General features: G+C 31.2%; 23 protein-coding genes and 1 riboswitch. Of the genes, 22 read left to right on the top strand and 1 reads right to left on the bottom strand.

The genetic code is table 11. The features are described from left to right. Positions 1-88 precede the first annotated feature (88 nt). The 14 genes from Q2T46_RS11175 to Q2T46_RS11240 all read left to right on the top strand — a co-directional run bounded on the left by Q2T46_RS11175 (position 89) and on the right by Q2T46_RS11240 (position 11964). A complete protein-coding gene (locus Q2T46_RS11175) occupies positions 89-1306 on the top strand; it encodes a transposase (RefSeq protein WP_303265413.1) in 1218 nt (405 codons plus the stop codon). 219 nt (positions 1307-1525) lie between these two features. Beyond that, positions 1526-2179 carry an ABC transporter ATP-binding protein gene (locus tag Q2T46_RS11180; protein ID WP_311062248.1) on the top strand — a complete coding sequence of 218 codons (654 nt, stop codon included), beginning with the start codon at positions 1526-1528 and terminating at the stop codon, positions 2177-2179. Positions 2180-2334: 155 nt separating this feature from the next. After that, a complete protein-coding gene (locus tag Q2T46_RS11185) occupies positions 2335-3147 on the top strand; it encodes a hypothetical protein (protein ID WP_303265770.1) in 813 nt (270 codons plus the stop codon). A 17-nt stretch (positions 3148-3164) separates the two neighbouring features. Continuing rightward, a complete protein-coding gene (locus tag Q2T46_RS11190; protein ID WP_303265411.1) occupies positions 3165-3938 on the top strand; it encodes a hypothetical protein in 774 nt (257 codons plus the stop codon). A 1-nt stretch (position 3939) separates the two neighbouring features. Beyond that, the gene (locus Q2T46_RS11195; RefSeq protein ID WP_303265410.1) at positions 3940-4740 is read left to right on the top strand and encodes a hypothetical protein; all 801 of its coding nucleotides are present in this window, start codon (positions 3940-3942) and stop codon (positions 4738-4740) included. Between the two features lie 14 nt (positions 4741-4754). Beyond that, positions 4755-5390 (top strand): ATP-binding cassette domain-containing protein, encoded by a 636-nt coding sequence (locus tag Q2T46_RS11200; RefSeq protein WP_303265409.1) that lies wholly within the window; start codon positions 4755-4757, stop codon positions 5388-5390. Positions 5391-5405: 15 nt separating this feature from the next. Continuing rightward, entirely contained in the window at positions 5406-6110 is a 705-nt protein-coding gene (locus Q2T46_RS11205) for a hypothetical protein (protein ID WP_303265408.1), read from the top strand. Between the two features lie 312 nt (positions 6111-6422). Then, positions 6423-6815: a hypothetical protein gene (locus tag Q2T46_RS11210; RefSeq protein WP_094396948.1), complete on the top strand. Its 393-nt coding sequence runs from the start codon at positions 6423-6425 to the stop codon at positions 6813-6815. A gap of 83 nt (positions 6816-6898) precedes the next feature. Next, positions 6899-7723: a hypothetical protein gene (locus Q2T46_RS11215; RefSeq protein ID WP_303265407.1), complete on the top strand. Its 825-nt coding sequence runs from the start codon at positions 6899-6901 to the stop codon at positions 7721-7723. Then, complete coding sequence (locus Q2T46_RS11220; protein ID WP_303265406.1) at positions 7716-8516, top strand: hypothetical protein; 801 nt, start codon at positions 7716-7718, stop codon at positions 8514-8516. The genes Q2T46_RS11215 and Q2T46_RS11220 overlap by 8 nt, the downstream gene beginning before the upstream one ends. A 2-nt stretch (positions 8517-8518) precedes the next feature. Beyond that, entirely contained in the window at positions 8519-9316 is a 798-nt protein-coding gene (locus Q2T46_RS11225; RefSeq protein ID WP_303265405.1) for a hypothetical protein, read from the top strand. A 12-nt stretch (positions 9317-9328) separates the two neighbouring features. Next, positions 9329-9973 (top strand): ATP-binding cassette domain-containing protein, encoded by a 645-nt coding sequence (locus tag Q2T46_RS11230; RefSeq protein WP_303265404.1) that lies wholly within the window; start codon positions 9329-9331, stop codon positions 9971-9973. A gap of 422 nt (positions 9974-10395) precedes the next feature. Continuing rightward, positions 10396-11199 (top strand): Rpn family recombination-promoting nuclease/putative transposase, encoded by an 804-nt coding sequence (locus Q2T46_RS11235; protein ID WP_192404447.1) that lies wholly within the window; start codon positions 10396-10398, stop codon positions 11197-11199. A 261-nt stretch (positions 11200-11460) separates the two neighbouring features. Continuing rightward, entirely contained in the window at positions 11461-11964 is a 504-nt protein-coding gene (locus tag Q2T46_RS11240) for a hypothetical protein (protein ID WP_192404434.1), read from the top strand. A 168-nt stretch (positions 11965-12132) separates the two neighbouring features. Here Q2T46_RS11240 and Q2T46_RS11245 read toward each other — a convergent pair whose 3' ends face one another. Next, complete coding sequence (locus tag Q2T46_RS11245; protein ID WP_192404432.1) at positions 12133-12573, bottom strand: HTH domain-containing protein; 441 nt, start codon at positions 12571-12573, stop codon at positions 12133-12135. A 176-nt stretch (positions 12574-12749) separates the two neighbouring features. On the opposite strand from Q2T46_RS11245, the gene Q2T46_RS11250 reads away from it, so the two are divergent. The 8 genes from Q2T46_RS11250 (at position 12750) to Q2T46_RS11285 (ending at position 21762) form a co-directional block, all read left to right on the top strand. Next, positions 12750-13589: an Rpn family recombination-promoting nuclease/putative transposase gene (locus tag Q2T46_RS11250; protein WP_303265769.1), complete on the top strand. Its 840-nt coding sequence runs from the start codon at positions 12750-12752 to the stop codon at positions 13587-13589. 257 nt (positions 13590-13846) lie between these two features. Continuing rightward, on the top strand, positions 13847-14695 hold the full coding sequence (locus Q2T46_RS11255) for a hypothetical protein (RefSeq protein ID WP_303265403.1): 849 nt from the start codon (positions 13847-13849) through the stop codon (positions 14693-14695). A gap of 85 nt (positions 14696-14780) precedes the next feature. Then, positions 14781-15443 (top strand): hypothetical protein, encoded by a 663-nt coding sequence (locus Q2T46_RS11260; protein WP_303265402.1) that lies wholly within the window; start codon positions 14781-14783, stop codon positions 15441-15443. A 373-nt stretch (positions 15444-15816) separates the two neighbouring features. Then, positions 15817-15989, top strand: a riboswitch (cobalamin riboswitch). Positions 15990-16139: 150 nt separating this feature from the next. After that, positions 16140-17090 (top strand): ABC transporter substrate-binding protein, encoded by a 951-nt coding sequence (locus tag Q2T46_RS11265; RefSeq protein WP_303265401.1) that lies wholly within the window; start codon positions 16140-16142, stop codon positions 17088-17090. A 1-nt stretch (position 17091) separates the two neighbouring features. Continuing rightward, positions 17092-18081 (top strand): iron ABC transporter permease, encoded by a 990-nt coding sequence (locus tag Q2T46_RS11270; protein WP_303265400.1) that lies wholly within the window; start codon positions 17092-17094, stop codon positions 18079-18081. Between the two features lies 1 nt (position 18082). After that, positions 18083-18883, top strand: a complete 801-nt coding sequence (locus Q2T46_RS11275) for an ABC transporter ATP-binding protein (RefSeq protein ID WP_303265399.1) — start codon at positions 18083-18085, stop codon at positions 18881-18883. Continuing rightward, entirely contained in the window at positions 18876-20258 is a 1383-nt protein-coding gene (locus tag Q2T46_RS11280; protein ID WP_303265398.1) for a cobyrinate a,c-diamide synthase, read from the top strand. Before Q2T46_RS11275 ends, Q2T46_RS11280 begins: the two co-directional genes overlap by 8 nt. After that, positions 20248-21762, top strand: coding sequence for a cobyric acid synthase (locus Q2T46_RS11285; RefSeq protein ID WP_303265397.1), 1515 nt, complete (start codon positions 20248-20250; stop codon positions 21760-21762). Before Q2T46_RS11280 ends, Q2T46_RS11285 begins: the two co-directional genes overlap by 11 nt. Position 21763: the final 1 nt, after the last annotated feature.

A 21763-nucleotide genomic window follows, 5' to 3' on the forward strand; every position in this document is an offset into this window, starting at 1 on the left:
CTTTTTAAAAGATAAAAAAAGGAAGTTCACCCCAAATGTCGAATATATAAGTAGCAACCCAATTTTAACAAAAGAGGTGAACCTACTTATGTATATTCGACAAGAATGCTTATTTTCCTTCGACGAATTAATAAAATTTCAACCAGAGACAAAACTTGAAATGGTTTTTTCACAACTTGATTTCTCAAATGTTGTGCTTTCACTATCAAGATCTGAATATAAAAGAGGACCTAAAGGATATGATCCACTGCCTTTGCTTTATGCCTTAGTTGCTATGCAACTTGAGAAAATTCCCAATATAGCAAAGCTTGTAGATAGATTAAAATCAGACCCTGTATTTAGATATAACTGTGGCTTTAGTGTATTTGGTCCTACTCCATCTGCATCAACCTTTAGCAGATTTTTAAACCTAATATCAAAGTCGGAAGCTCTTGAGGAAGACTTTAAGCAATTAATACTTAAAGCTAAAGACCTCAACATAATTGATAGCACTAATATAGCTATTGATTCAACTAAATTGAACGCTTTTGAAAAACCAAAACCTAAATCCAAACTAAAGGATGATGGTAAATCTCCTAACTGGGGAAAGAAAAAAGATACTGATGGCAATGATATAAAATGGTTTGGATGGAAGCTACATATAATAGCCGACTGCAAAAGTGAACTTCCACTTGCCATAGAAATTACTCCTGCAAGCGTAAATGATAGTATTTTAGCAATACCCTTATTAAAGAAGCTAAAAGAGTTCTACGGCAATACATTTGATGTAAAACACTGTATTATGGATTCAGGCTATGATATAAAAGAAAATTACGATTATATTATGAACGAATTTCATGCACAACCAATCATAGCCTACAACAAAAGAGGAAGTTTTGCTCCACCAGAAGGATTAAATGAAAGGCTTCACCCAATTTGTTCTATGGGATATGAACTTGTATATTGGGGTAAGGACGGTGATTATTTAAAATTCAGATGTCCACATGTATTAGGAAAGATAGATTGTCCTCATGGTTCTTCTTGGTGCAGCAATTCAAACTATGGGTATTGCCTTAAAATCAATTACAAGAAAAATAACAGATATTTTAGCTTTCCAATAAGGAGTTCTGATGAGTGGCAAGAGATATATAACCTTAGAACTTCTATTGAAAGATGTAACAGCCGATTAAAAGACTATTTAAATACTGACAATCTGCGCTCAGCGGGTATTAAGAAAGCTAAAACCTTTGCTTTATTAAACTGTATTACACTTGTTGCAGGTACTATTGCTGTTAATGTTACTAAATCATTGCCAAAAGTAGCTTAATTAACTACCTGTGTTTAACCAGCTGTATAACCATGGGATGAAAATTATTTTATAAACTATTTTTGTTAAATTTTCAAAGTTCATAAGTTATCCACAGGCATTAATATGCTTAGCTTTGCTATTGCCTTTTTTGGTTCAAAAATTAAAAGCTTAATTGTGCAATTTCCTCACATAAAAAAAAGGGAAATTTTATATTGAAATTTTTGATATTATGAACGGATGATTAAAGTCATGGATAAAGCTATTATAATAACCAATTTAACAAAGATTATCAAAGGCAAGTGTATTTTAAAAAACATAAACTTATCCGTAGAAAAAGGTAAAATATGTGGCATAGTAGGTCGTAATGGTTCTGGAAAGAGTATGCTTTTCAAAATAATTTCCGGATTAGTTTATCCTTCAGAGGGTAGAGTAGAAGTCTTTGGTGATGTTATAGGAAAAGATGTGAGTTTTCCTAAAGATTTTGGGGCAATTATTGAACATCCGGGTTTTTTGCCGCAGTACAGTGGATATAAAAATCTTAAATTATTAGCCTCTATAAAAAATATTATTAATGATGATGAGATTAAAAATGCAATGACAATAGTTGGATTGGATTATAATGATAAAAAACCGATTAAAAAATATTCGTTAGGTATGAAACAAAGGCTAGGAATAGCGCAAGCTATAATGGAAAAACCTAAATTATTGATATTAGATGAGCCGATGAATGGATTAGATAAACAAGGAGTTGAATCAGTAAGGGAACTACTAAAATCATTAAATGCAGAGAATAATGTGACAATTCTCATGGCTAGTCATAATTCAGAAGATATAAACTTATTATGTGATGAAGTTTATGAAATAGATAATGGTATCTTGAGTAAGCTATAAAATTGATACTTTTGGACAATTGACAAGTTTTAATAAGTACTTTAACATAAAAAATAAAGGTAGTCATCAGCAGATTGTGATTGTTTGTAATTTTATTATACTTAAGTTTTTAGATAATTAATAATTGCCAATTAGGATGTGATATTTTGAGAAATATGATTTTATTTGAGCTGAAAAATTGTATTAATAGAAAAGAATTTAAAATTGTTTTTATGGCATTGTTTTTAATATCTATAAGTGCATTTTTGTTGACATGTTATATTTTTTACGGCCATGCATTAAGTTTTGTTAGATCTGCATATGAATCAGGCATTATCAGAGGCAATTATTCCAGTTTGTTGTTAAATGTTGAAATCATATTGCTGCCGGTATTCGCTACAATAATATATTCTGATTCATTTTATACAAATGCCAGAATTGGTACCTATAAAAACATCTTAACAAGAACGGATAAAAAAATTTATATATTATCGCAATGTATAGTAATATTTTTGGTGACTTTTTTTACATTTTTTATACCATTGCTAATAAATCAGTTGCTGACTTTTATTGCTTTTCCACTAGTCGGATTTGATAACAATTCAGCATTACCTCCATTTGATTTAGGTTATCAAAAGGAGTATTTATTTGATTTTGTGAGAATCCAATGGCCACTATTATATGATTTTATATATATGGCTTTAGATAGTCTATTTGCGTCATTATTTGCACTATTTGGCTATTCTCTATTTTTTGTATTTAATAAAAGCAGAGTTTTTGTCATAGCAGGAATGTTTATAGTGCTTCAAATTTTAAATTTTGTACTTTCGGTTGCAGGTTATTACGAATATTCCATAGAGCAGTATTTATACAGTTTATCGAAAGGCTCATATATAGCGTTAGTATTATGGATAGTATTATTGCTATCAGTAAGTCTTTCGATAATTATTTTAAAGGGATTTAAGTATGAAATAGATATAGTTAAATAGCGATGGGAGCAGGTATAATGAAAATAATACACAGTTTGATGATAAAGATGTTGTTAAGAAGCAAGAGATTGTATTTGATAATATCTATACTGATAGTTTTAGGCATATACAATGCCTTAAAGTACAGCGGAGATTTTATGAACCAAGTAAATAAAGTGCAACATAAAGACTTTTTATATTATATGTACAATGACTTTTTTAAGGTAAACATTGTGCTTTTAGTTATTATTCCGCTGTTTTTATCAATTTTAGAATTTAATATTGATATTTTTGATAGGTATAAAATAATACTCAAGTACAATGACATAAAAAGATGGTGGAGAGATAAAAATTTTGGAATGTTTTTGTATTCATTTATATATGTAACAATAATTAATTTAGTGATGATTGCAAATGTAATTTTTAGCGGCAACGGTGAAAAATTAGATTCAAACTTTTTTATATTTTTATTTACAGGTTTTTTGTTGCAATTACTTGGCTTTTTAATTTTTTCACTGCTTTATGAAATATTTACACTAATCATGAAAAAAACGTGGATTGGATATGTTTTAACGTATGGCATTATATTGCTAGTATATGTAATCCAGCAGTTTTCATTTCAGCAGATTTTTCCTTTGAAGATAAGATCAGTAGAATATTATATGTTTCTTGTATACAAATTCAATACAAATAGATTCGTATTCGATTATATGGATTTGATTTATGTATTATGGTTTTTGCTAATCTACGTAATTCTATATATTTATGGATATTGTGTATGTAAGCATATGGATATATATTGGAGTGAATAATGTGAGGAAATTATTAGAAAACGAAATAAATAAAAAAATAATAATATACGGTTCAATAACTGCGCTTTTGCTTGGTTTATACAATGTTTATTTAACAAATTTATATGGGATTAATTCGTTGGAAGGCTTATTTTTTGCAGTATACGGTTTTGTAGATATTAGGACCATTAAATATGTAACGCCATTTTTAAAATGGGTTTTACCTCAAATGGTATTGATGTGGATTTTAAAGGAATTTGTTGCTGGTGAATTAGACAAGAATGGTGTTTATATTTTTACTCGTACTAATAGAAGAGGCAAATGGGTTATTGGTAAGACTTACGATTTATTTAAATTTGTCATTTTATTTTACTTTATAGTGTTTTTAATAACGTACATAATTGGTACTGTTGTTGGATATAAAATGTTATATATTTACAAAGGAATTGAGTTAATACTGACTATGTTTATATTAACGGTACTGTTAAATTATGAATATATATTGATAATAAATATTTTATCGTTAAAAATGGATGTAATATACAGCTTTCTGATAGCTTTATTTGTAGATATATTTTCACTATTGCTGTCTTCATTCATTTATGAATATTTCAAAATGAAAATTTATTTGATAAAGTTACTTCCAGTTAGCCATGGAATTTTGGCATGGCACAGTATGAATAGCATGTATAATAATTTGTACATGTTTGAATTTAGCATAAAGAATTTTTCAATAATTGATTCAATTTCATATTTAATTTTATCATGTTTTATTATTGTGATTTATGGAATATATGCGTTTCAACATAAAGATATAATATGAGGAGGCAATGTAGAATGGGATATTTAGAAGTAACAAACCTTAGCAAAAATATAGGACAAAATGAGATATTAAAAAGTATTAATCTAAATCTTGAAAAGGGTACGATATATGGCTTTTTTGGCAGAAATGGGTCTGGAAAGACAATGCTTTTTAGAGCGTTATGTGGCTTGATCAAGCCGACGTCTGGTACGATAACAATAAATAATAAAGTTCTGCATAGAGATATGTCTTTTCCAGAGAGTATAGGCGTAATAATTGAATCACCGGGGTTTTGGGATCATTATACAGGTTTCGAGAATTTAAAAGTTCTATCATCAATAAAAAACATAATAGGTGATGAAGATATTAGAAAATCTATAAAAAGAGTTGGTCTAGATCCAGATGACAGAAGAATATATAAAAAATATTCTTTAGGAATGAAACAACGCCTTGCAATTGCTCAAGCTATTATGGAACGACCTGATATCATAATTCTAGATGAACCTACAAATTCACTTGATGAAAATGGCGTCCAGCTTGTAAGGGAAATATTGATAGAAGAGAAGAAGAGGGGTGCGCTTATACTTATTGCAAGCCACAACAAAGACGACATAGATATATTATCAGATGTTAAATACAAAGTTGACGATGGTTCGGTAATACAATCATAAAAAGAGGTGTGTTGAATGAAGAAATTAGATAAGGTTTTGATCTCGATTGTTGTATCTTTGGTTGTAATCAGTGTTGTGGTAGGAATTTTTACGAGGTTTTCATACAAAGACAATGTTTCTTTCTCTAGAATTTCAAATAATATAGATGATTATAAAATAGTTGTGGGAGATGTTGATTCAGATAGGGTATTTTATAAAAATTTTTATGTCGAAAACATAAAAAGCCTATCAGATCTTGAACTTAAATCTGATTATATTTTAAAAGTGAGAGTAGAAGATGATAGGAAGACATTAAATAATACATTGTATACAAAAGTAAATGTTGTTAAGATATACAAAGGAAATGATTTAAAAGGCAAAAATTATGTATATATTTATGAACCTTGTTTTTTTGATGTGTATAACAAAACATTTTATTCTCAATGGGGTTACAATTTTATGCACAGCAACGATGAATATATCGTTTTTTTAAGGAAGATAAAGGCTCCACAGGGATATCATTATAAAAACAATGAAGGCATTAGTTTTTTGTTTACTTCGGTGCCTTATGGCAAATACAAGTTAAAAGATACAGGAGAAGTTGTCACAGTAGATGAGAAAAAAATAGATCAAGGATTAAAATATGGTGATGTTAAAGATTTGGATATAATAACGTCAGATAGCGATGTTGCAAATAGGTATGAAAGCATAAAAAACGAAGTATTAAGAAAATATAAATAGATCTGCATATTCAAGGCTAATTTTCAAAAATCTTTTTCATGAGAGCAAATTCTTTGTAAGTTATTTTACAAAACAAAAAATCGGGAGTGGTAAATATGCAATCATATAACAATAACTATCCAAAAGTATAAAATTTGTTCTTGATTTGTACTTTAGTACAAAAATAGGTTCAAATTTGAATAAAATTGATACTTTTGGACAGTAGACATGTTTGCATAAGAGAGTTAATATAAAAATAAGGTAATTACCGGTAAATTATCAAAAATGATAAAATCGTACGATTTAATCAAAAGAGAAAGGGGTAATAAAATTATGAAAAAAACTATATTGCTAGTTTTTACTGCATTGTTAGTGGTAACAGCATCTTTTGCATATGCATATAATTATAAATTTCATTTTGACATGAATACAGGATATTTCGGAATACCAGCTTATACGGAGTATGCTTATAAGGTAACAACGAATGAAAGTGCAGTGATAAAAGTTGACTATATACAATCGGCTGTAAGAACAGGGTTTGTTGTTGTTAATTCAAATGGCGAAGAAAGAACTGATCATTATATAACTAATTCACCTGGAAGTTACTTATTTAAAAATTACGGAATGCAACAAAATTATAAATATCGTGTTAAAGCATGGACAATAAATGGCTCGGACTTTGTTAGATATAATTTAACGGGTTATTGGAATCCTGACGAATACTAATATTTTTAGTAATGGCAATTGGAATATCTTATTCCTTTTGTCATTACTGTATTTTAATATGCAAAAAATCGGGAGTGGTAAATATGTTGAGAGAAGAATTTAAAAGAGCCTTATTTGATAAAAAATTATTATTCGTAGTATTAGTTTCGCTTTTATTATTATTTTTATCTGCATATCAGTCTATATTAAAACCGGCTGCATTTGCCAATATAAATTCACCAGATATATCAGATAAAAAGTTGTATTATGAAAATGTAATAAGACCTGGACAGAATGCGTATTTAATTTGGAGTCAGAGTTATTATCTTATTAAAACTTTTTTTGTGTTTATGATAATTCTACCTTTTACTTATTCATATATATACGAGAGGAATAAAAAATTTAATTATTTCAGTATATCCAGAATAGGTTTAAAAAAATATCATCAGATCAAATTTATTGTGAATGGTATCATGGGTGGAATCGCATTGGTTTTGCCCGAATTAATTTATTATATAATTTTGTTATTATTTGCAAGAAATGAGATTTTGCCAATATCAATATTGCGTTCAAGAGGCGCACCAGATGGACTATATAGTAGTATATTTTTTAAAGATCCAAATAAATACATATTTATTGTATTTATAATGCATTTTATTTTAGGATTTTCTTTTGCGGGGTTTTCTGCTGGTATTACAAGTTTTTTTAATAAAAAATACATTATTTACACATTGCCATATATATTTTTTATAATTTATGAAATAGCCATATTTAATATTAATCAAAATTATTCAATGACAAATGCCTACAATTTTTTTTACAATAAAAGCTATGACATATTGCATTTTATAATTCTTAATTTAGGACTATTGGCAATAGGAATAATAACATACTATATAAACTATAAAGTGGTGCTAAAGAATGGATAAACGTATTATAAAAGGTTATGTAAACTTTACATTAAAAAGAGTTGTTAAGCAAAAAAGTATATATATTATTTTTTTATACATGATGATATTTCCGTATTTGGCTATAAAGACAAATGTATTTAGTAGAGAAGATAATTTTTGGAATGGAGTGTTTTACTTATTAGGAAGCCATTATATATATGGAATTTTCTTCTTGACAACATTTTTATTATTAATTTACAATGTATGTAATGATAGCAATATAACACCATTTGTTCATACAAGATTAGATAATAAAATAAATTGGCTTATATCAAAATATATATTGATATTTATTACAAGCATTATCTATTTGATTTTAATTATTTTCAGCGTTTATATTGGCGCATATCTAAATCTTGGCTATAGCCCAAATTGGAGCAGCAGCTCAATTAATGGTGATGATTTGTACACCTTGTTTGCAAAAAATTTAACACCTTTTAGTAGCATTATTATTTATTATATAAGGTTTCACCTGTCTTTAATTGTGCTGGGCATGTTGGAGATGGCTTTGGCTATAGGATTTACTTCAGTTAATTATGGTTTAAGTTTAGCTATAAGCATAATTATAGCGCTTGTAAGTACTGTAGTATTGAATCTAAGAAACATACCTGTTATTAATTTACTGGATATTGGAAATATATATATTTTTTCGTTTAATTCAAATTATAATCTAATAGAGTTTATTGTGTCTAACAATTTTCACCTATTAATTATGATTGTAGCCATACATATTTTGTTAAAATATAATTTAAAGGAGATTGTTTTGAAATAGAAATGAATAAGTTGGGATTGTTAGTTTTCAATTATAACCTAAGATATATATATAAAAAGCTATTTATCTTTGCTTTCTTATCCTTAGCATTATCAATATTTAATGTTGTTTATAATTCCTATTTTCAAAATATAACGATACTTGATTCGGTTGTATTATCTTTTGGTGGCTATAATATAGAAAATATAAACATAATACAGACGATGCTGGCATTTTTTCCTTATATTATGATAGCGATGGTAATAGAAATGTATATGGATAATATGATGGGGAAAAATGCTATATTTACTTTGCCAAGGATAATGAACAATAAATTATTTTATACATCGAATATTATTTCGATGTTAATAGTCATAGTGATGTTTTTTTTCATATATGATGTGGTTTTATACGGAATATCAAGTTTAATATTTAGTGGCACATGGATAAGCAATGTATTTTATGATTATACAAAATACAACAAAAATTTGTACTCTATATATAGGATATTGTTTAATATGTATTTTGCACAAATTATAGGTACATTTACTATTTCTATGGTGCAATTATATATTACAAGAATTACAAGAAAACTTTATATAGGATTTGTTGTTGTCTTCGTTATTTACATTTTAAATTTTTCGCTGCCGAAATTGAATTTTTACTTGGGCGAGCATATTTTAATAACAAAATTGAATGTTCTTTCTAACAATTACAACCATTTGCCATTATATTTATTTTTCGCCGTTAATATTATATTTAGTATTTTGCTTATTCTTTTAACAATCAAAAATAAAGAAACAATTATCGATATTGATTAAGGAGTTGATAAAATGGATGAAATAGTTATAAAAGTTTCAAATCTGAGCAAAAGATTCAAAGATAAAGTTATATTCGAGAATGTAAATTTTGAATTGACAAAAGGGAAAATTTACGGATTTACAGGCTATAATGGATGTGGTAAATCGGTCCTTTTTAAGATTCTGTCTGGTCTAATGTTACCTACTGACGGCGATGTCTTTATACACAATAAAAAATTAGGAAAGGATATAGATTTTCCGCCTGATTTAGGAGTTATTATAGAAAGTCCGGGATTTTTAGATGACTATTCCGGATATTATAATTTGAAATATTTAGCATCAATAAGGAATATTATAGGTGAAAAAGAGATAAAAGATGTATTAAAATTAGTTGGCTTGGAAAATGATAGCAATAAGAAAGTAAAGAAATATTCACTTGGAATGAGACAGAGGCTGGCAATAGCGCAAGCAATAATGGAAAATCCAAAAATTTTAATATTGGATGAACCATTTAATGGTCTGGATAAAAATGGTGTTGCCAATATAAGAAATTTGCTTTTTAACCTCAAGAAAAATGGTACAACAATATTAATTGCAAGTCATATAAGTGAAGACATTAGATTACTATGTGATGAAGTATTTGAATTTGATAATAGTACGTTGGTCAAAATGTTATAAATTCTGATTTTGAACACATTATTTATATGATATATATATTTGTCTATTTATATTGATGTTACGGCATACTATGATCGAATTAGATTATTCAACAAGCTGAGTATAATTATCATATGTGGGACAAGATAACTGAAGAATATGCTGGAGGTGATTTTAAAAATAATCTTATGTTTAATAGCAGCGGTTGTCTTGGACCTTTGATGGTCCCAAATGGCTATTTTTTATGACTAAAAGATTTTTAAAACTGTAACAAATTCATGGGAAATTTATTTTATATATGGAGATTATTTTGGCTGTCATGCAATGAGAATATAATATATAGGAAATTAAAGTGATAGAGAAGTATAAAGAAAAATAATCTGTATTTTTTATATTCATATGATATAATAAAGGTGAGATAAAGGGAAATGGAAGGAAGAAGTATGAGCCAAAAATACGATATAACGATGAAAAATATTTTTTCGGATATGGCTGATGACATAATGAGTTATTTTTTGGGACTACAATATACGAAAATCGATGAACTTAATATAGAATTTGCAAGAATAGAACGAAGGGACAGCGACATGATATTCAAATGTACTACAGGCAAAGGAAATGTTGCTGTGCACATAGAATTTCAATCAGAAAATGACGGAAAAATGCCTTATAGGATGCTAAGATATTCCCTGGAGATAATGGAAAAGCATAATCTCTTACCATATCAGATAGTTGTTTATATAGGCAAAGACAATGTAAAAATGGCAAATAACTTAAGTTACGACTTTGGAGAACAAAACACATTAGACTATAGATACAGGATAATAAACGTTGGCGACATAAAATATGCTGATGTTGTAGGGACAGACTATTATGATTTATATTCCCTTCTCCCGCTGATGGACCAAAATAGAAGGAAAGAAGAAGGGGAAAAATATCTGGAAAGATGTGTTGAGGCTATAAAAGATATTCCATTGGACATAAACAAAAAGAAAGACATAGCATTTAAGGCAGAGATATTATCGGGTATAGTTTATAAAAGAGAAGTTATTGAAAAAGTTTTTTCGGAGGTGATAAAAATGTTTAGGATTGAAGAATCAGAAACATACAAAATGATAATAGAAAAAGGCGAAAAAGAAAAAAGCATAAAAATAGCAAAAAAGTTGTTAAAAGAAGGTATGGACATCGACAGAATAGCAGAGATTACAGAATTATCAAAAGAGGAGATAAAAAAATTGATGAATTAAGATAATAAGCAGGCTTAATGCCTGTTTTTTTTTTTGTAAAGTTTATTGATGACCGAAAAACGGTCGCGGTTTCGACAATATATTACACAGATTGACAAAGTATGACAGAAAAATTGACCTAATTTAGCACCTTCCCAGATGAGGATAATTGGTTTATAATAACATTAACAGGAATTGGCGCCATTTCCTGCAGATAAAATCGTAGTTAATATGCTTTTTGGTACCGAGAAGCATATTGACTACAAAAAGGAGATGTAAAGTATGTTAAAAAAACTAGCTAAAAAGATCTTCATAATTGTTCTCATGTTAGTTACGCTATTTTCCACCTCGGTAACGGCTTTAGCACAGAAAGATCCAGTTAAGGTAGTTAATACATATAAGCTTACTTATAAAACAGCAGTAGAATTAAAAGAAGGTGAAAAAGCCCAAATACCGCTTACATTGATAAAAGATAATTCTGCAATCCTTCCAAATGAAGATTTTATTGGTGATGTAGGAGTATTGAGTTTGTGGGTATCAAAAGGTACTGTTTATTACTCAATAAAACTGGATATTCCAGCTACAAGTTTTACGGGTTTAATGCATATAACGGATTTAACTTCCGGTTTTGGTGGTGGATATACTCCCGTATCTGGTTTTAGTGGTTCTGTTCCTACTTCTAATATCTCGGGGCATAAATATAGTGCTTCACTGAGTGGCATAGCTTATTTAGGCCCTGTGCCAGTAGCAAAAACAGGTAATAACTATATAACTTGGATAAACTGAAAGTAATATAGAAAAAGAGGACATTCTCTAAATTTTAATTGGGAAGTCCTCTTTTATTGTTTGATTCTGAAATCAATTTATCGATAATATGCAAGTTATAATCTTTTAAATAATGATCGGTGCGATAAAAAGTCGTTGCTTTAGGGTAAAACATTTTTAGATGGTCGATTATTTATATATTATTGGCTGTTTGAATATATAATGAAGCATCATACAAGCTGCTGCTAACTTATATTTTTTTTCATAGTTAATTGAGTTAGTGTCATTCATAAAGTTTTCGATATCTTGTTTTTCTAATCCTGCATAAAGTGATATAGTTTCATATTTGAGGTCGAATATTTGTACTAGTACATCAATAACTCCTTTTATTCTTTCATCTTTATCAATTTCCATTCCGTCTGACAGAAGAAAGATTAAATCGGTAAAAAAGAAGCCTTTTAGATTATCTGATAGGTCGTCTATTTCTCTTTTTCCATTTATATAATCTGAAAGCCAATTAATATCAATACCTGTTACTTTACTTAAAGTGTTTAATGTGATTTTGTATTTGTCAATTACATACAGTAATTTTTTTCTAATTCCTTCACTATCATATTTTACAATTTTCATGTACCGCTTTCCTTTCTTTATTTTAATTTAATAAGATTTTACAATATAAATTGCATAATAGCAAGAAGACCTATTGCTACAAAATTTTGATATAAAAATAATATGACAATAATCTGTATTTTTAATATTCGTATGATATAATAAAGGTAAGATGAAGAGAAATGGAAGGAAGAAGTATGAGCCAAAAATACGATATAACTATGAAAAATATTTTTTCAGATATGGCTGATGACATAATGAGTTATTTTCTTGGACTACAATACACAAAGATTGATGAACTAAATATAGAATTTGCAAGAGTAGAACGCAGAGACAGCGACATGATATTCAAATGTACTACTGACAAAGGAAATGTGGCTGTGCATATAGAATTTCAATCAGAAAATGACGAAAAAATGCCTTATAGAATGCTGAGATATTCACTGGAGATAATGGAAAAACATGATCTCCTACCATATCAGATAGTCGTATATATAGGCAAAGACAATGTAAAAATGGCAAATAGCTTAAATTATAACTTTGGAGAACAAAATACATTAGACTATAAATATAAGATAATAAATGTTGGCGACATAAAATATACTGATGTTTTAAAGACAGACTATTATGACTTGTATTCACTGCTTCCATTGATGGACAAAAATAGAAGGAAAAAAGAAGGAGAAAAATATCTGGAAAGATGTGTTGAGGCTATAAAAGATATTCCATTGGACATAAACAAGAAGAAAGACATAGCATTTAAGGCTGAAATATTATCGGGCATCATATATAAAAGAGAAGTTATTGAGAAAGTTTTTTCGGAGGTGATAAAAATGTTTAGGATTGAAGAATCTGAAACGTACAAGATGATAATAGAAAAAGGCATTGAGAAAGGAATTGAAAAAGGTATTGAAAAGGGCGAAAAAGAGAAAAGCATAAAAATTGCAAAAAAGTTGTTAAAAGAAGGTATGGACATCGACAGAATAGCAGAGATTACAGAGTTGTCAAAAGAGGAGATAAAAAAATTGATGAATTAGGATCATAAACAGGCTTAATGCCTGTTTTTTTTTAAAGTTTATTGATGACCGAAAAACGGTCGCGGTTTCGACAATATATTACACAGATTGACAAAGTATGACAGAAAAATTGACCTAATTTAGCACCTTCCCAGATGAGAATAATTGGTTTATAATAATATTAACAGAAATTGGCGCCATTTCCTGCAGATAAAATCGTAGTTAATATGCTTTTTGGTACCGAGAAGCATATTGACTACAAAAAGGAGATGTAAAGTATGTTAAAAAAACTAATTTCACTGCTTCTAATTGTTGTGCTTTTTACAATTTCAAGTTTTAGTTCTGCTTTTGCGGTTCCTACCAGCAATATGTTACCAAAGATTTCATCAATTGATGCAGAGCAAAAGAGTGCTATTGAGTATGACAGGTTTCTTAAAGATGTCAATAACTTTAAAAAATTTATTCAAGATCAAAGATCAAAGCAAGGTTCGCTGTCAGATGATGCATTCTTATTAAAATGTGCGATTGAATACCATAATCAAAAAGTGTCTAATGGGGAATTAGAAGGACCATTACTTGATATAAACGAGATAATGAATTTAAAAACTTCATCATCACAAGTATCGATTAAGTCAGTTGGGATAACAAAATCTCTTGTAAGAGCTCAATTGTGGACGGCTGCAGAATTGGCTTCAATCGTAGTTCCTAAAGCATCATTTTTCTTGCAGCATTCTTTACAAGATAATCCCAGTGATGAATATCTTCCATCGAGCGATTCGATAGTACCTGAGATAAAGGGTACTCAAGCATATAAAAATGCTATTGCTCCTTTTAAGAGTTCTAGCAGTACAAGTCAAATAAGCTATCCAGTATTTACGGCAAGCAATTCAAACTGGGATTTATATTTAGCTTTACATAATACTACAATGTATAGCTATTCATCAGGCAAATCAATAACTTCATATGTTACAGATACGTATGATTTCCAACCTAAAAATTGGAGTGGGTATGGATCCGGAATTCCCAATGCAGCGGTAACACTAATTAATAATTATGGTGCATATGCGCAGTCTGTAGGAGCGGTAGTACCATACTATATTTCCATAACTGTCCCTGATACTAAGTAATATTATCAAAAATTTGAAGAATGTAGTAGCTTGTTTAGATACTTAAACAGTTACTACATTTGCTATAAGATGTGAGGTGATATCAATGAATTTACATACGCAATTATACTTAGGGAATTTAGGCAATCGCATGATTTACATATATGAAATATTTCTTATTAATGTAGCTGTATTAATGATTGTTTGGCTTGGCTTTTCAGTTTATAAATGGAGACGATCTGGAAATAGAAATCTCATAAAATGGTGGGGAATAACAGTTGGTATTTTTTTTGCTTTGGGATTGTGCATACTGATTTTTTCTAAGATATTTTCTGGACCTCAATATTTTGTCGCCTCCCAAATTGGCATCTACATTCCAAGATCAGTTAATATACTGGAGAATAACTATACAGGCGATAGGGACCAAGAGCTACATTACATCGTTATGAAGTTCGATAAGTCCCAAATGGATGCTTTCATCAAATCTGCAGAAGAAAAAGGATGGAAGTTTGGTTCTGTGATACCGTACTCATTAGCAAAATCATTGCCACAACCTAACTTAACGCTTGGGGAAAAATATCCATTTCCAAAAGTAAAAGAGAATGGATACTATTATTTATATACAAATACTAAGCAAAAAGATTCGACTTCTTTTAGAACTAATTATATGACTAATAAGCTGTTTTTCTTGGATACTAAATCAGGAATATTGTACTTTTACTATGATAGTTTCGAGATTACATCGGATTTGCGTTTTGAAGCTCATTAAAACAGTATGCTTTTGATACCACACGCTTCATTTGATAAGTAGCCCTTTGGGCTATTTTTTTATACATAAAAAATTTTTTAAAAAAACTGTAACAAAATGAGGAAGAAATTTGTCTATATATAAAGAAGGAAAAAACGATTTGCTTTATAGAAATTGGAGGAAGAGTGTGGGATGAAAAGGTACAGGGAGTTTATCTTGCAGGCATTTATTTTGATTTCAATTATTTTAGCGGTATTCATCATGTTTGTTATATTGGATATTACAGTAGTAAAAGTTTATATGGGTTGAGATGATAGATTCATGACAAATTATTGCAAAAAAAGGCCATTTATTTTCATTGACGCAATTTTGCATTAAAGATATAATATAGTTAAACTAAATATGGTCTTAAGGTCCGAAAGGTTAATAGGGAAAGCGGTGAGAAGCCGCTGCAGCCCCCGCTACTGTAAGCGATGATGAGGCTCAAAAAACCACTGGTGAAACCGGGAAGGTTGAGCTAAAGATGAATTGCAAGCCAGGAGACCTGCCTTAAGATGTGAAAAACACCTTCGGAGGGGAGGTTGGTAATGTGGTACATATTTGCATTGAAAAATATGGGGCATACCTTCTCGGTATGCCTTAATTTTTTAGGTTTACTGTTTAAGCGCTTTGGTTATGTTTCAAATCTTTATAAATAATTTAGGAGGAGAGATCTAAGTGAAAAAGTGGATTAAAAATATCGTAGTTTTCATCATAATAGCAGTTCTTTCATTAAGCCTTGTCTCATGTTCTCAAAAAACTCAAGAAAAGACAGCAACAAATGACAATACTACGAAAACTGAAGTTAAGGCTACATTTCCATTGAAGATTACTGATTTTATGGGTAGGCAAGTGACGATAAAAAAGGAGCCGAAAAGAATTGTTTCCTTGTCTCCATCAACTACAGAGCTGATTTACGCAATTGGCGCTGGCAAAGATGTTGTCGGCGTTACCAATTACGACGATTATCCACCAGAGGTAAAAAGTGTTGCAAAAGTTGGAGGATATGAAGGGCCTAATATTGAAACTATATTGGCACAAAAGCCAGATATCGTATTTGCATCAAATCTTTCTGGAAAAGACCATATGGAGACAATCGAGAAATCAGGCATACCGGTGGTGGTATTGGAAGCTCAGAACATAAACCAGATATATGATTCAATAAAGATATTAGCTGAAATCACAGGTAATGTAGAAAAGGGAAATGAAATAATAAGCAGCATGAAGGATAAAATCAAAGAAATCAATGATAAAGTGAAGGATTTGCCAAAAGTAAATGTGTTTTATGTTGTTGATACAAATGGAAATTGGACGGCTGGCAAGGGTACGTTTATCGATGAACTTATTACATTGGCTGGTGGAAATAATGTAGCCAGTGATGCAAACGGATGGGCGCAGTACAGCATGGAAAAATTGATACAGAAGAATCCTGATGTGATAATTACATCACCACATGCTGCAAATGCCAATGAAATAAAAAATATGGCAGGTTATAAAGATACAAAAGCGGCAAAGGATGGCAAAATATTTGTAATATCCAACGATGACATTGTCACTAAGCCATCTAACAGAATCGTCTTAGGTTTAGAAGAAATTGCAAAAGATTTACATCCGGAGGCATTTAAATAAATTGAAAGTGAAAAAAGGTTTTTATTTGCTAATTTCTATTGTGATTTTGATTGCATCGCTGATGTTTTCTGCATCAGTTGGTGCAGTCAAAATGCCATTGAAAAGTATTGTTGATGTCATATTTGGTGATGGCAACAGCACAGACAAGATGATATTGTTAAATCTTAGGTTTCCAAGGATTATTGAAGCTGCTTTTACTGGGATGGGACTTTCTGTGGCAGGTACGTTCTTTCAAGGACTTTTGAAGAATCCTATGGCAGATCCTTATGTTTTAGGTATATCATCGGGAGCAGCTTTCGGAGCGTCCATCGCAATTGTCTTAGGATTAGGCATTTTTGGTCTTCAATTTTTTGCATTTGCATTTGCTCTTATGACTATTTACGTAGTGTATATTTTGGCTAAAAAAGGACCGTATATTAAAATGCAGACGATGCTTCTTGCAGGCATTGCCATCAGTGCTTTTATGTCTTCAGTTATTTCTCTCATGATGCTTTTGAATCATAATGAGATGTCACAGATAGTCTTTTGGACGATGGGGGGATTTAGTCTTATTAGCTGGAGCCAGGTTTTTTACACAGTACCACTAATATTGATTGGATGTATTGCATTATACACGTTTTCGAGAGATCTTAATGTGATAATGACAGGTGAAGAAATAGCTGAGCATTTAGGGATTGATACTGAAAGAGTTAAAAAAATCATATTGATTGTAGGTTCTTTAATCACCGCGTCTTCTGTTTCAGCAGGTGGAATAATTGGCTTTGTAGGGCTTATAGTGCCTCACATATCAAGGCTTATTATAGGTTCTGACAACAGAGTTTTAGTTCCTTTTAGCGGTGTAGTAGGTGCAGCGTTTTTGGTATTGGCTGATACGCTGGCAAGAACTGTGATGGCTCCTGTAGAAATACCAGTTGGCATAATAACTGCCGCTTGTGGTGGACCATTTTTCTTATATCTTCTTGTCAAAAATAAAAATAAAGAGGTCAAATAATATGGCGATCGTAAATGTGGAAGATCTTCATTTTAGTTATGGTATGATTCAGGCTTTAAAAGGTGTAAATTTTAAGATAGATGACTATAAAATGGTGGGGATACTAGGCAGTAATGGGTCTGGAAAGACTACTCTTTTAAAGAACTTATCAGGGTACTTGAAGCCAAGTAAAGGAAATGTGTCTATAGCGGGGAAGAGCATATACAGCATGAAATCAAAGGACAAAGCGATGCTTATCGGTTATGTTCCGCAGGATGTGTATTCTGACTTTGAATTTACCTCTTATGATGTTGTTATGATGGGAAGGACTCCTTATTTAAGGAGATTTCAAAGAGAGACTAAAAAAGACGTAAACATCGTAAAAGAAGCGATGATTCTTACAAACACATGGGATCTTAAGGATAGATATGTAAATGAATTAAGTGGTGGGCAAAGGCAAAGGGTTTACATTGCAAGAGCGTTGGCTCAAGAGCCTAAGATCTTGCTATTGGATGAGCCGATTTCACATTTAGATGTAAAATATCAAATAGAAGTGCTTTCAATACTTAAGCAGTTGACCGCAAAAGATATACTTGTGTTTGCTGTTCTTCATGACATCAACTTATCATCTCAATTTTGCGATTTTATTCTACTTATGAAAGATGGAGAGATTATATCGATGGGGACGCCAAATGAAGTCCTTACTGCAGAAAATATAAAGATGGCTTTTTCTGTCGATGCTGATGTAATCAGAAATCCTATTACAGATACACCGCTTATTATTCTCTCAAAAAAGCAAGGGGATGATTTGAAAATTGTGTAAAGCATTTATGATAGCCGGAACTCATTCTGGCGTAGGTAAGACGACCATTACTATTGGTGTAATAGGATATCTTTCTAAAAAATACAAGGTCATTTCGTTTAAAGTTGGTCCTGATTACATAGACACGGCGTATCACAGGTTTGCATCTGGCAATTTCTCATACAATTTGGACGTCTACATGCTTGGAGATGACTACGTGAAAAAGTCCTTTTTAAAGCACGCTTTATCTGGAGATGTGACAGTCGTAGAAGGCGTCATGGGTATGTACGATGGAATCAATAATACAAGCTATGGCAGCAGTGCACATGTGGCAAAACTTTTAAACTTACCTGTCGTACTTGTCGTTGACGCATCTGGAATGGCTGCAAGTGTTTCTGCCTTAGTTAAAGGCTATATAGAATACGATAAAGATGTCAATATTGTAGGAGTAATATTCAACAGAGTTGGCAGTGAAAAACATTACAAGCTTTTAAAAGAATGCATAGAAAGAGATTTAGGCATAAAAGCATTTGGATATCTTCCCCAGGATGATAGGGTTAGTTTGCCTGAGAGGCATCTTGGACTTATGCCTATATTTGAGACAAAGGAAAATCACAATTTTAGCATTTTGTACGATAGCATAGAGCAATTCATAGACGTAGAGGGCATTCTCGATGCATGTGATGTAGATTTTAAGAAAGATGATTTAATTGAAGAAAAAGTGTCAGTAAGAATAAGAGAAACTGTCAAAATTGCACTTGCATACGACGAAGCATTTAATTTTTACTATCAAGATAGCTTAGATTCATTGATGGAGCGTGGAGCAGAGTTAATCCCATTTAGTCCTCTACGTGATGATGCTATTCCAAAAGGTGTGTCAGGAATATACTTAGGTGGAGGATTTCCTGAGGTTTTTGCTGAAAGATTAAGCAAAAATCATTCCATGTTATCTTCAATTAAAGAAAGTATTGAAAAGGGAATGCCAGTCTATGCAGAATGCGGTGGTCTTATGTACCTTGCGAAAAAAATCGTGGATCTAAATGGAGATGGACACCATATGGTAGGAATATTCGATTTAGATGCCATAATGACGAAAAGATTAATCAATTTTGGTTACGCCAAGGTAGATGTGGTAAAAGATAATGTGCTATTTGAAAAAGGAGATGTCATCTTTGGTCATGTTTTTCATAACTCGAAGATGTCGGGGATACACGATGATTTTGCGTATGAAGTGCATAAGCCTAATTCTGAAGACAAGTGGTCATGCGGATATGTGTACAAAAATTGTTTAGGTACCTATGTTCACATCAACTTATTGAAATATCCAAATGCTGTAATTAGGTTTATAAATAAATGCAAAAATTATACACAGGAGATGTATAAAAATGGCACTTAAGATAATGCTGCAAGGTACGGCATCATCTGTCGGAAAGAGCTTATTGACTGCTGCTCTTTGTAGGATATTCAGACAGGATGGATATAAAGTTGCACCATTTAAGTCTCAAAATATGGCGCTTAATTCCTTTATAACAGATGAGGGGCTTGAGATGGGGCGAGCACAAGCTGTACAAGCTGAAGCTGCAGGCATAAAACCATCGGTACTTATGAATCCCATACTTTTAAAGCCAAGTTCAGACAAAAATTGTCAAGTTATACTAAGAGGAAAAGTTTATGACAGCATGGATGCATCTTGCTATCAGAAATTTAAGCCGACACTTTTAGGTATGATAAAAGAGGATTTTGATAAGCTTAGCCAGTCATACGACATAGTAGTGATTGAAGGCGCTGGAAGCCCTGCCGAAATAAACCTTAGAGAAAAAGACGTTGTAAATATGGGATTGGCTGAACTCGTTGATTCACCAGTATTGATAGTAGGCGACATAGATAAAGGCGGTGTCTTCGCGTCTATTGCAGGCACACTATTGCTTTTAAATGATGATGAGAGGAAAAGAGTAAAAGGCGTCATAATAAATAAATTTAGAGGAGACATGGAAATATTAAAGCCGGGGATAAAGATGCTGGAGGACATAATTAATAAAGATGTCATTGGAGTTGTTCCGTACATAGACGTCTATGTTGATGAAGAGGATAGTGCAACGGATTCTTATTACAGGAGAAAAAGCAGTGGAGCCATTGATATTGCGATTTTAAATCTCCCCCATATATCTAACTTTACTGATTTTGAGCCATTAAAAAAGATTCAAGATGTAAATGTAAGGTACGTAAGTAGAGGCGAAAAAATCGGTGATTGCGACGTATTGATAATACCAGGTACGAAAAACACGATAGGAGATCTTAAAACACTTAAAGATGCTGGAATGCACCATGAGATCTTGAATTTAAGAAAAAGAGGGAAGCTTATAATCGGTATATGCGGTGGATATCAGATGTTGGGGAAAAAGATATGGGATCCACAACACATAGAAGGGCCTGTTAGTGAGATGGAAGGTTTAGGACTATTAGACATAGAGACAGTTATTTCAGATGAAAAGATTACGACGCAGGTTAAAGCTCAAATTTCCGATGATTTGCCTGATTTTTTATCACCGCTTAGAAAACTGTTTGTAGATGGATACGAAATACACATGGGGATAAGCTCTACGGGAGAAAAAAGTTTTTCCAACATTTTAGTGAGGAATGAGGAAAAAATATCTGTCAGTGATGGGTGTGTAAGCAGTGATGGAAAGGTGTTTGGCACGTATATGCATGGAATATTTGAAAACACGGACTTCACAAGGAGGCTTATAAATATCGTCAGAAAATCAAAAGGCTTCAAAGAGATAGATTACATTGAAGATTACAGGGAATTTAAGGAAAGAGAGTACGATAGGCTGGCAGATATAGTCAGAAATAGCCTGGATATGAATAAAATTTACAAGATAATGAAAGGCAGTATTTGAA

Origin of the sequence: Thermoanaerobacterium sp. CMT5567-10, assembly GCF_030534315.2 — a bacterium.
GTDB lineage: Bacteria > Bacillota > Thermoanaerobacteria > Thermoanaerobacterales > Thermoanaerobacteraceae > Thermoanaerobacterium.

Coding starts and splice junctions, on each gene's coding strand:
- Q2T46_RS11220 (WP_303265406.1), top strand. CDS start 7,716: ATGGATAAACGTATTATAAAAGGTTATGTAAACTTTACATTAAAAAGA.
- Q2T46_RS11250 (WP_303265769.1), top strand. CDS start 12,750: ATGAGCCAAAAATACGATATAACTATGAAAAATATTTTTTCAGATATG.
- Q2T46_RS11210 (WP_094396948.1), top strand. CDS start 6,423: ATGAAAAAAACTATATTGCTAGTTTTTACTGCATTGTTAGTGGTAACA.
- Q2T46_RS11240 (WP_192404434.1), top strand. CDS start 11,461: ATGTTAAAAAAACTAGCTAAAAAGATCTTCATAATTGTTCTCATGTTA.
- Q2T46_RS11260 (WP_303265402.1), top strand. CDS start 14,781: ATGAATTTACATACGCAATTATACTTAGGGAATTTAGGCAATCGCATG.
- Q2T46_RS11255 (WP_303265403.1), top strand. CDS start 13,847: ATGTTAAAAAAACTAATTTCACTGCTTCTAATTGTTGTGCTTTTTACA.
- Q2T46_RS11205 (WP_303265408.1), top strand. CDS start 5,406: ATGAAGAAATTAGATAAGGTTTTGATCTCGATTGTTGTATCTTTGGTT.
- Q2T46_RS11285 (WP_303265397.1), top strand. CDS start 20,248: ATGGCACTTAAGATAATGCTGCAAGGTACGGCATCATCTGTCGGAAAG.
- Q2T46_RS11230 (WP_303265404.1), top strand. CDS start 9,329: ATGGATGAAATAGTTATAAAAGTTTCAAATCTGAGCAAAAGATTCAAA.
- Q2T46_RS11200 (WP_303265409.1), top strand. CDS start 4,755: ATGGGATATTTAGAAGTAACAAACCTTAGCAAAAATATAGGACAAAAT.
- Q2T46_RS11245 (WP_192404432.1), bottom strand. CDS start 12,573: ATGAAAATTGTAAAATATGATAGTGAAGGAATTAGAAAAAAATTACTG.
- Q2T46_RS11180 (WP_311062248.1), top strand. CDS start 1,526: ATGATTAAAGTCATGGATAAAGCTATTATAATAACCAATTTAACAAAG.
- Q2T46_RS11175 (WP_303265413.1), top strand. CDS start 89: ATGTATATTCGACAAGAATGCTTATTTTCCTTCGACGAATTAATAAAA.
- Q2T46_RS11215 (WP_303265407.1), top strand. CDS start 6,899: ATGTTGAGAGAAGAATTTAAAAGAGCCTTATTTGATAAAAAATTATTA.
- Q2T46_RS11225 (WP_303265405.1), top strand. CDS start 8,519: ATGAATAAGTTGGGATTGTTAGTTTTCAATTATAACCTAAGATATATA.
- Q2T46_RS11185 (WP_303265770.1), top strand. CDS start 2,335: ATGATTTTATTTGAGCTGAAAAATTGTATTAATAGAAAAGAATTTAAA.
- Q2T46_RS11235 (WP_192404447.1), top strand. CDS start 10,396: ATGAGCCAAAAATACGATATAACGATGAAAAATATTTTTTCGGATATG.
- Q2T46_RS11190 (WP_303265411.1), top strand. CDS start 3,165: ATGAAAATAATACACAGTTTGATGATAAAGATGTTGTTAAGAAGCAAG.
- Q2T46_RS11275 (WP_303265399.1), top strand. CDS start 18,083: ATGGCGATCGTAAATGTGGAAGATCTTCATTTTAGTTATGGTATGATT.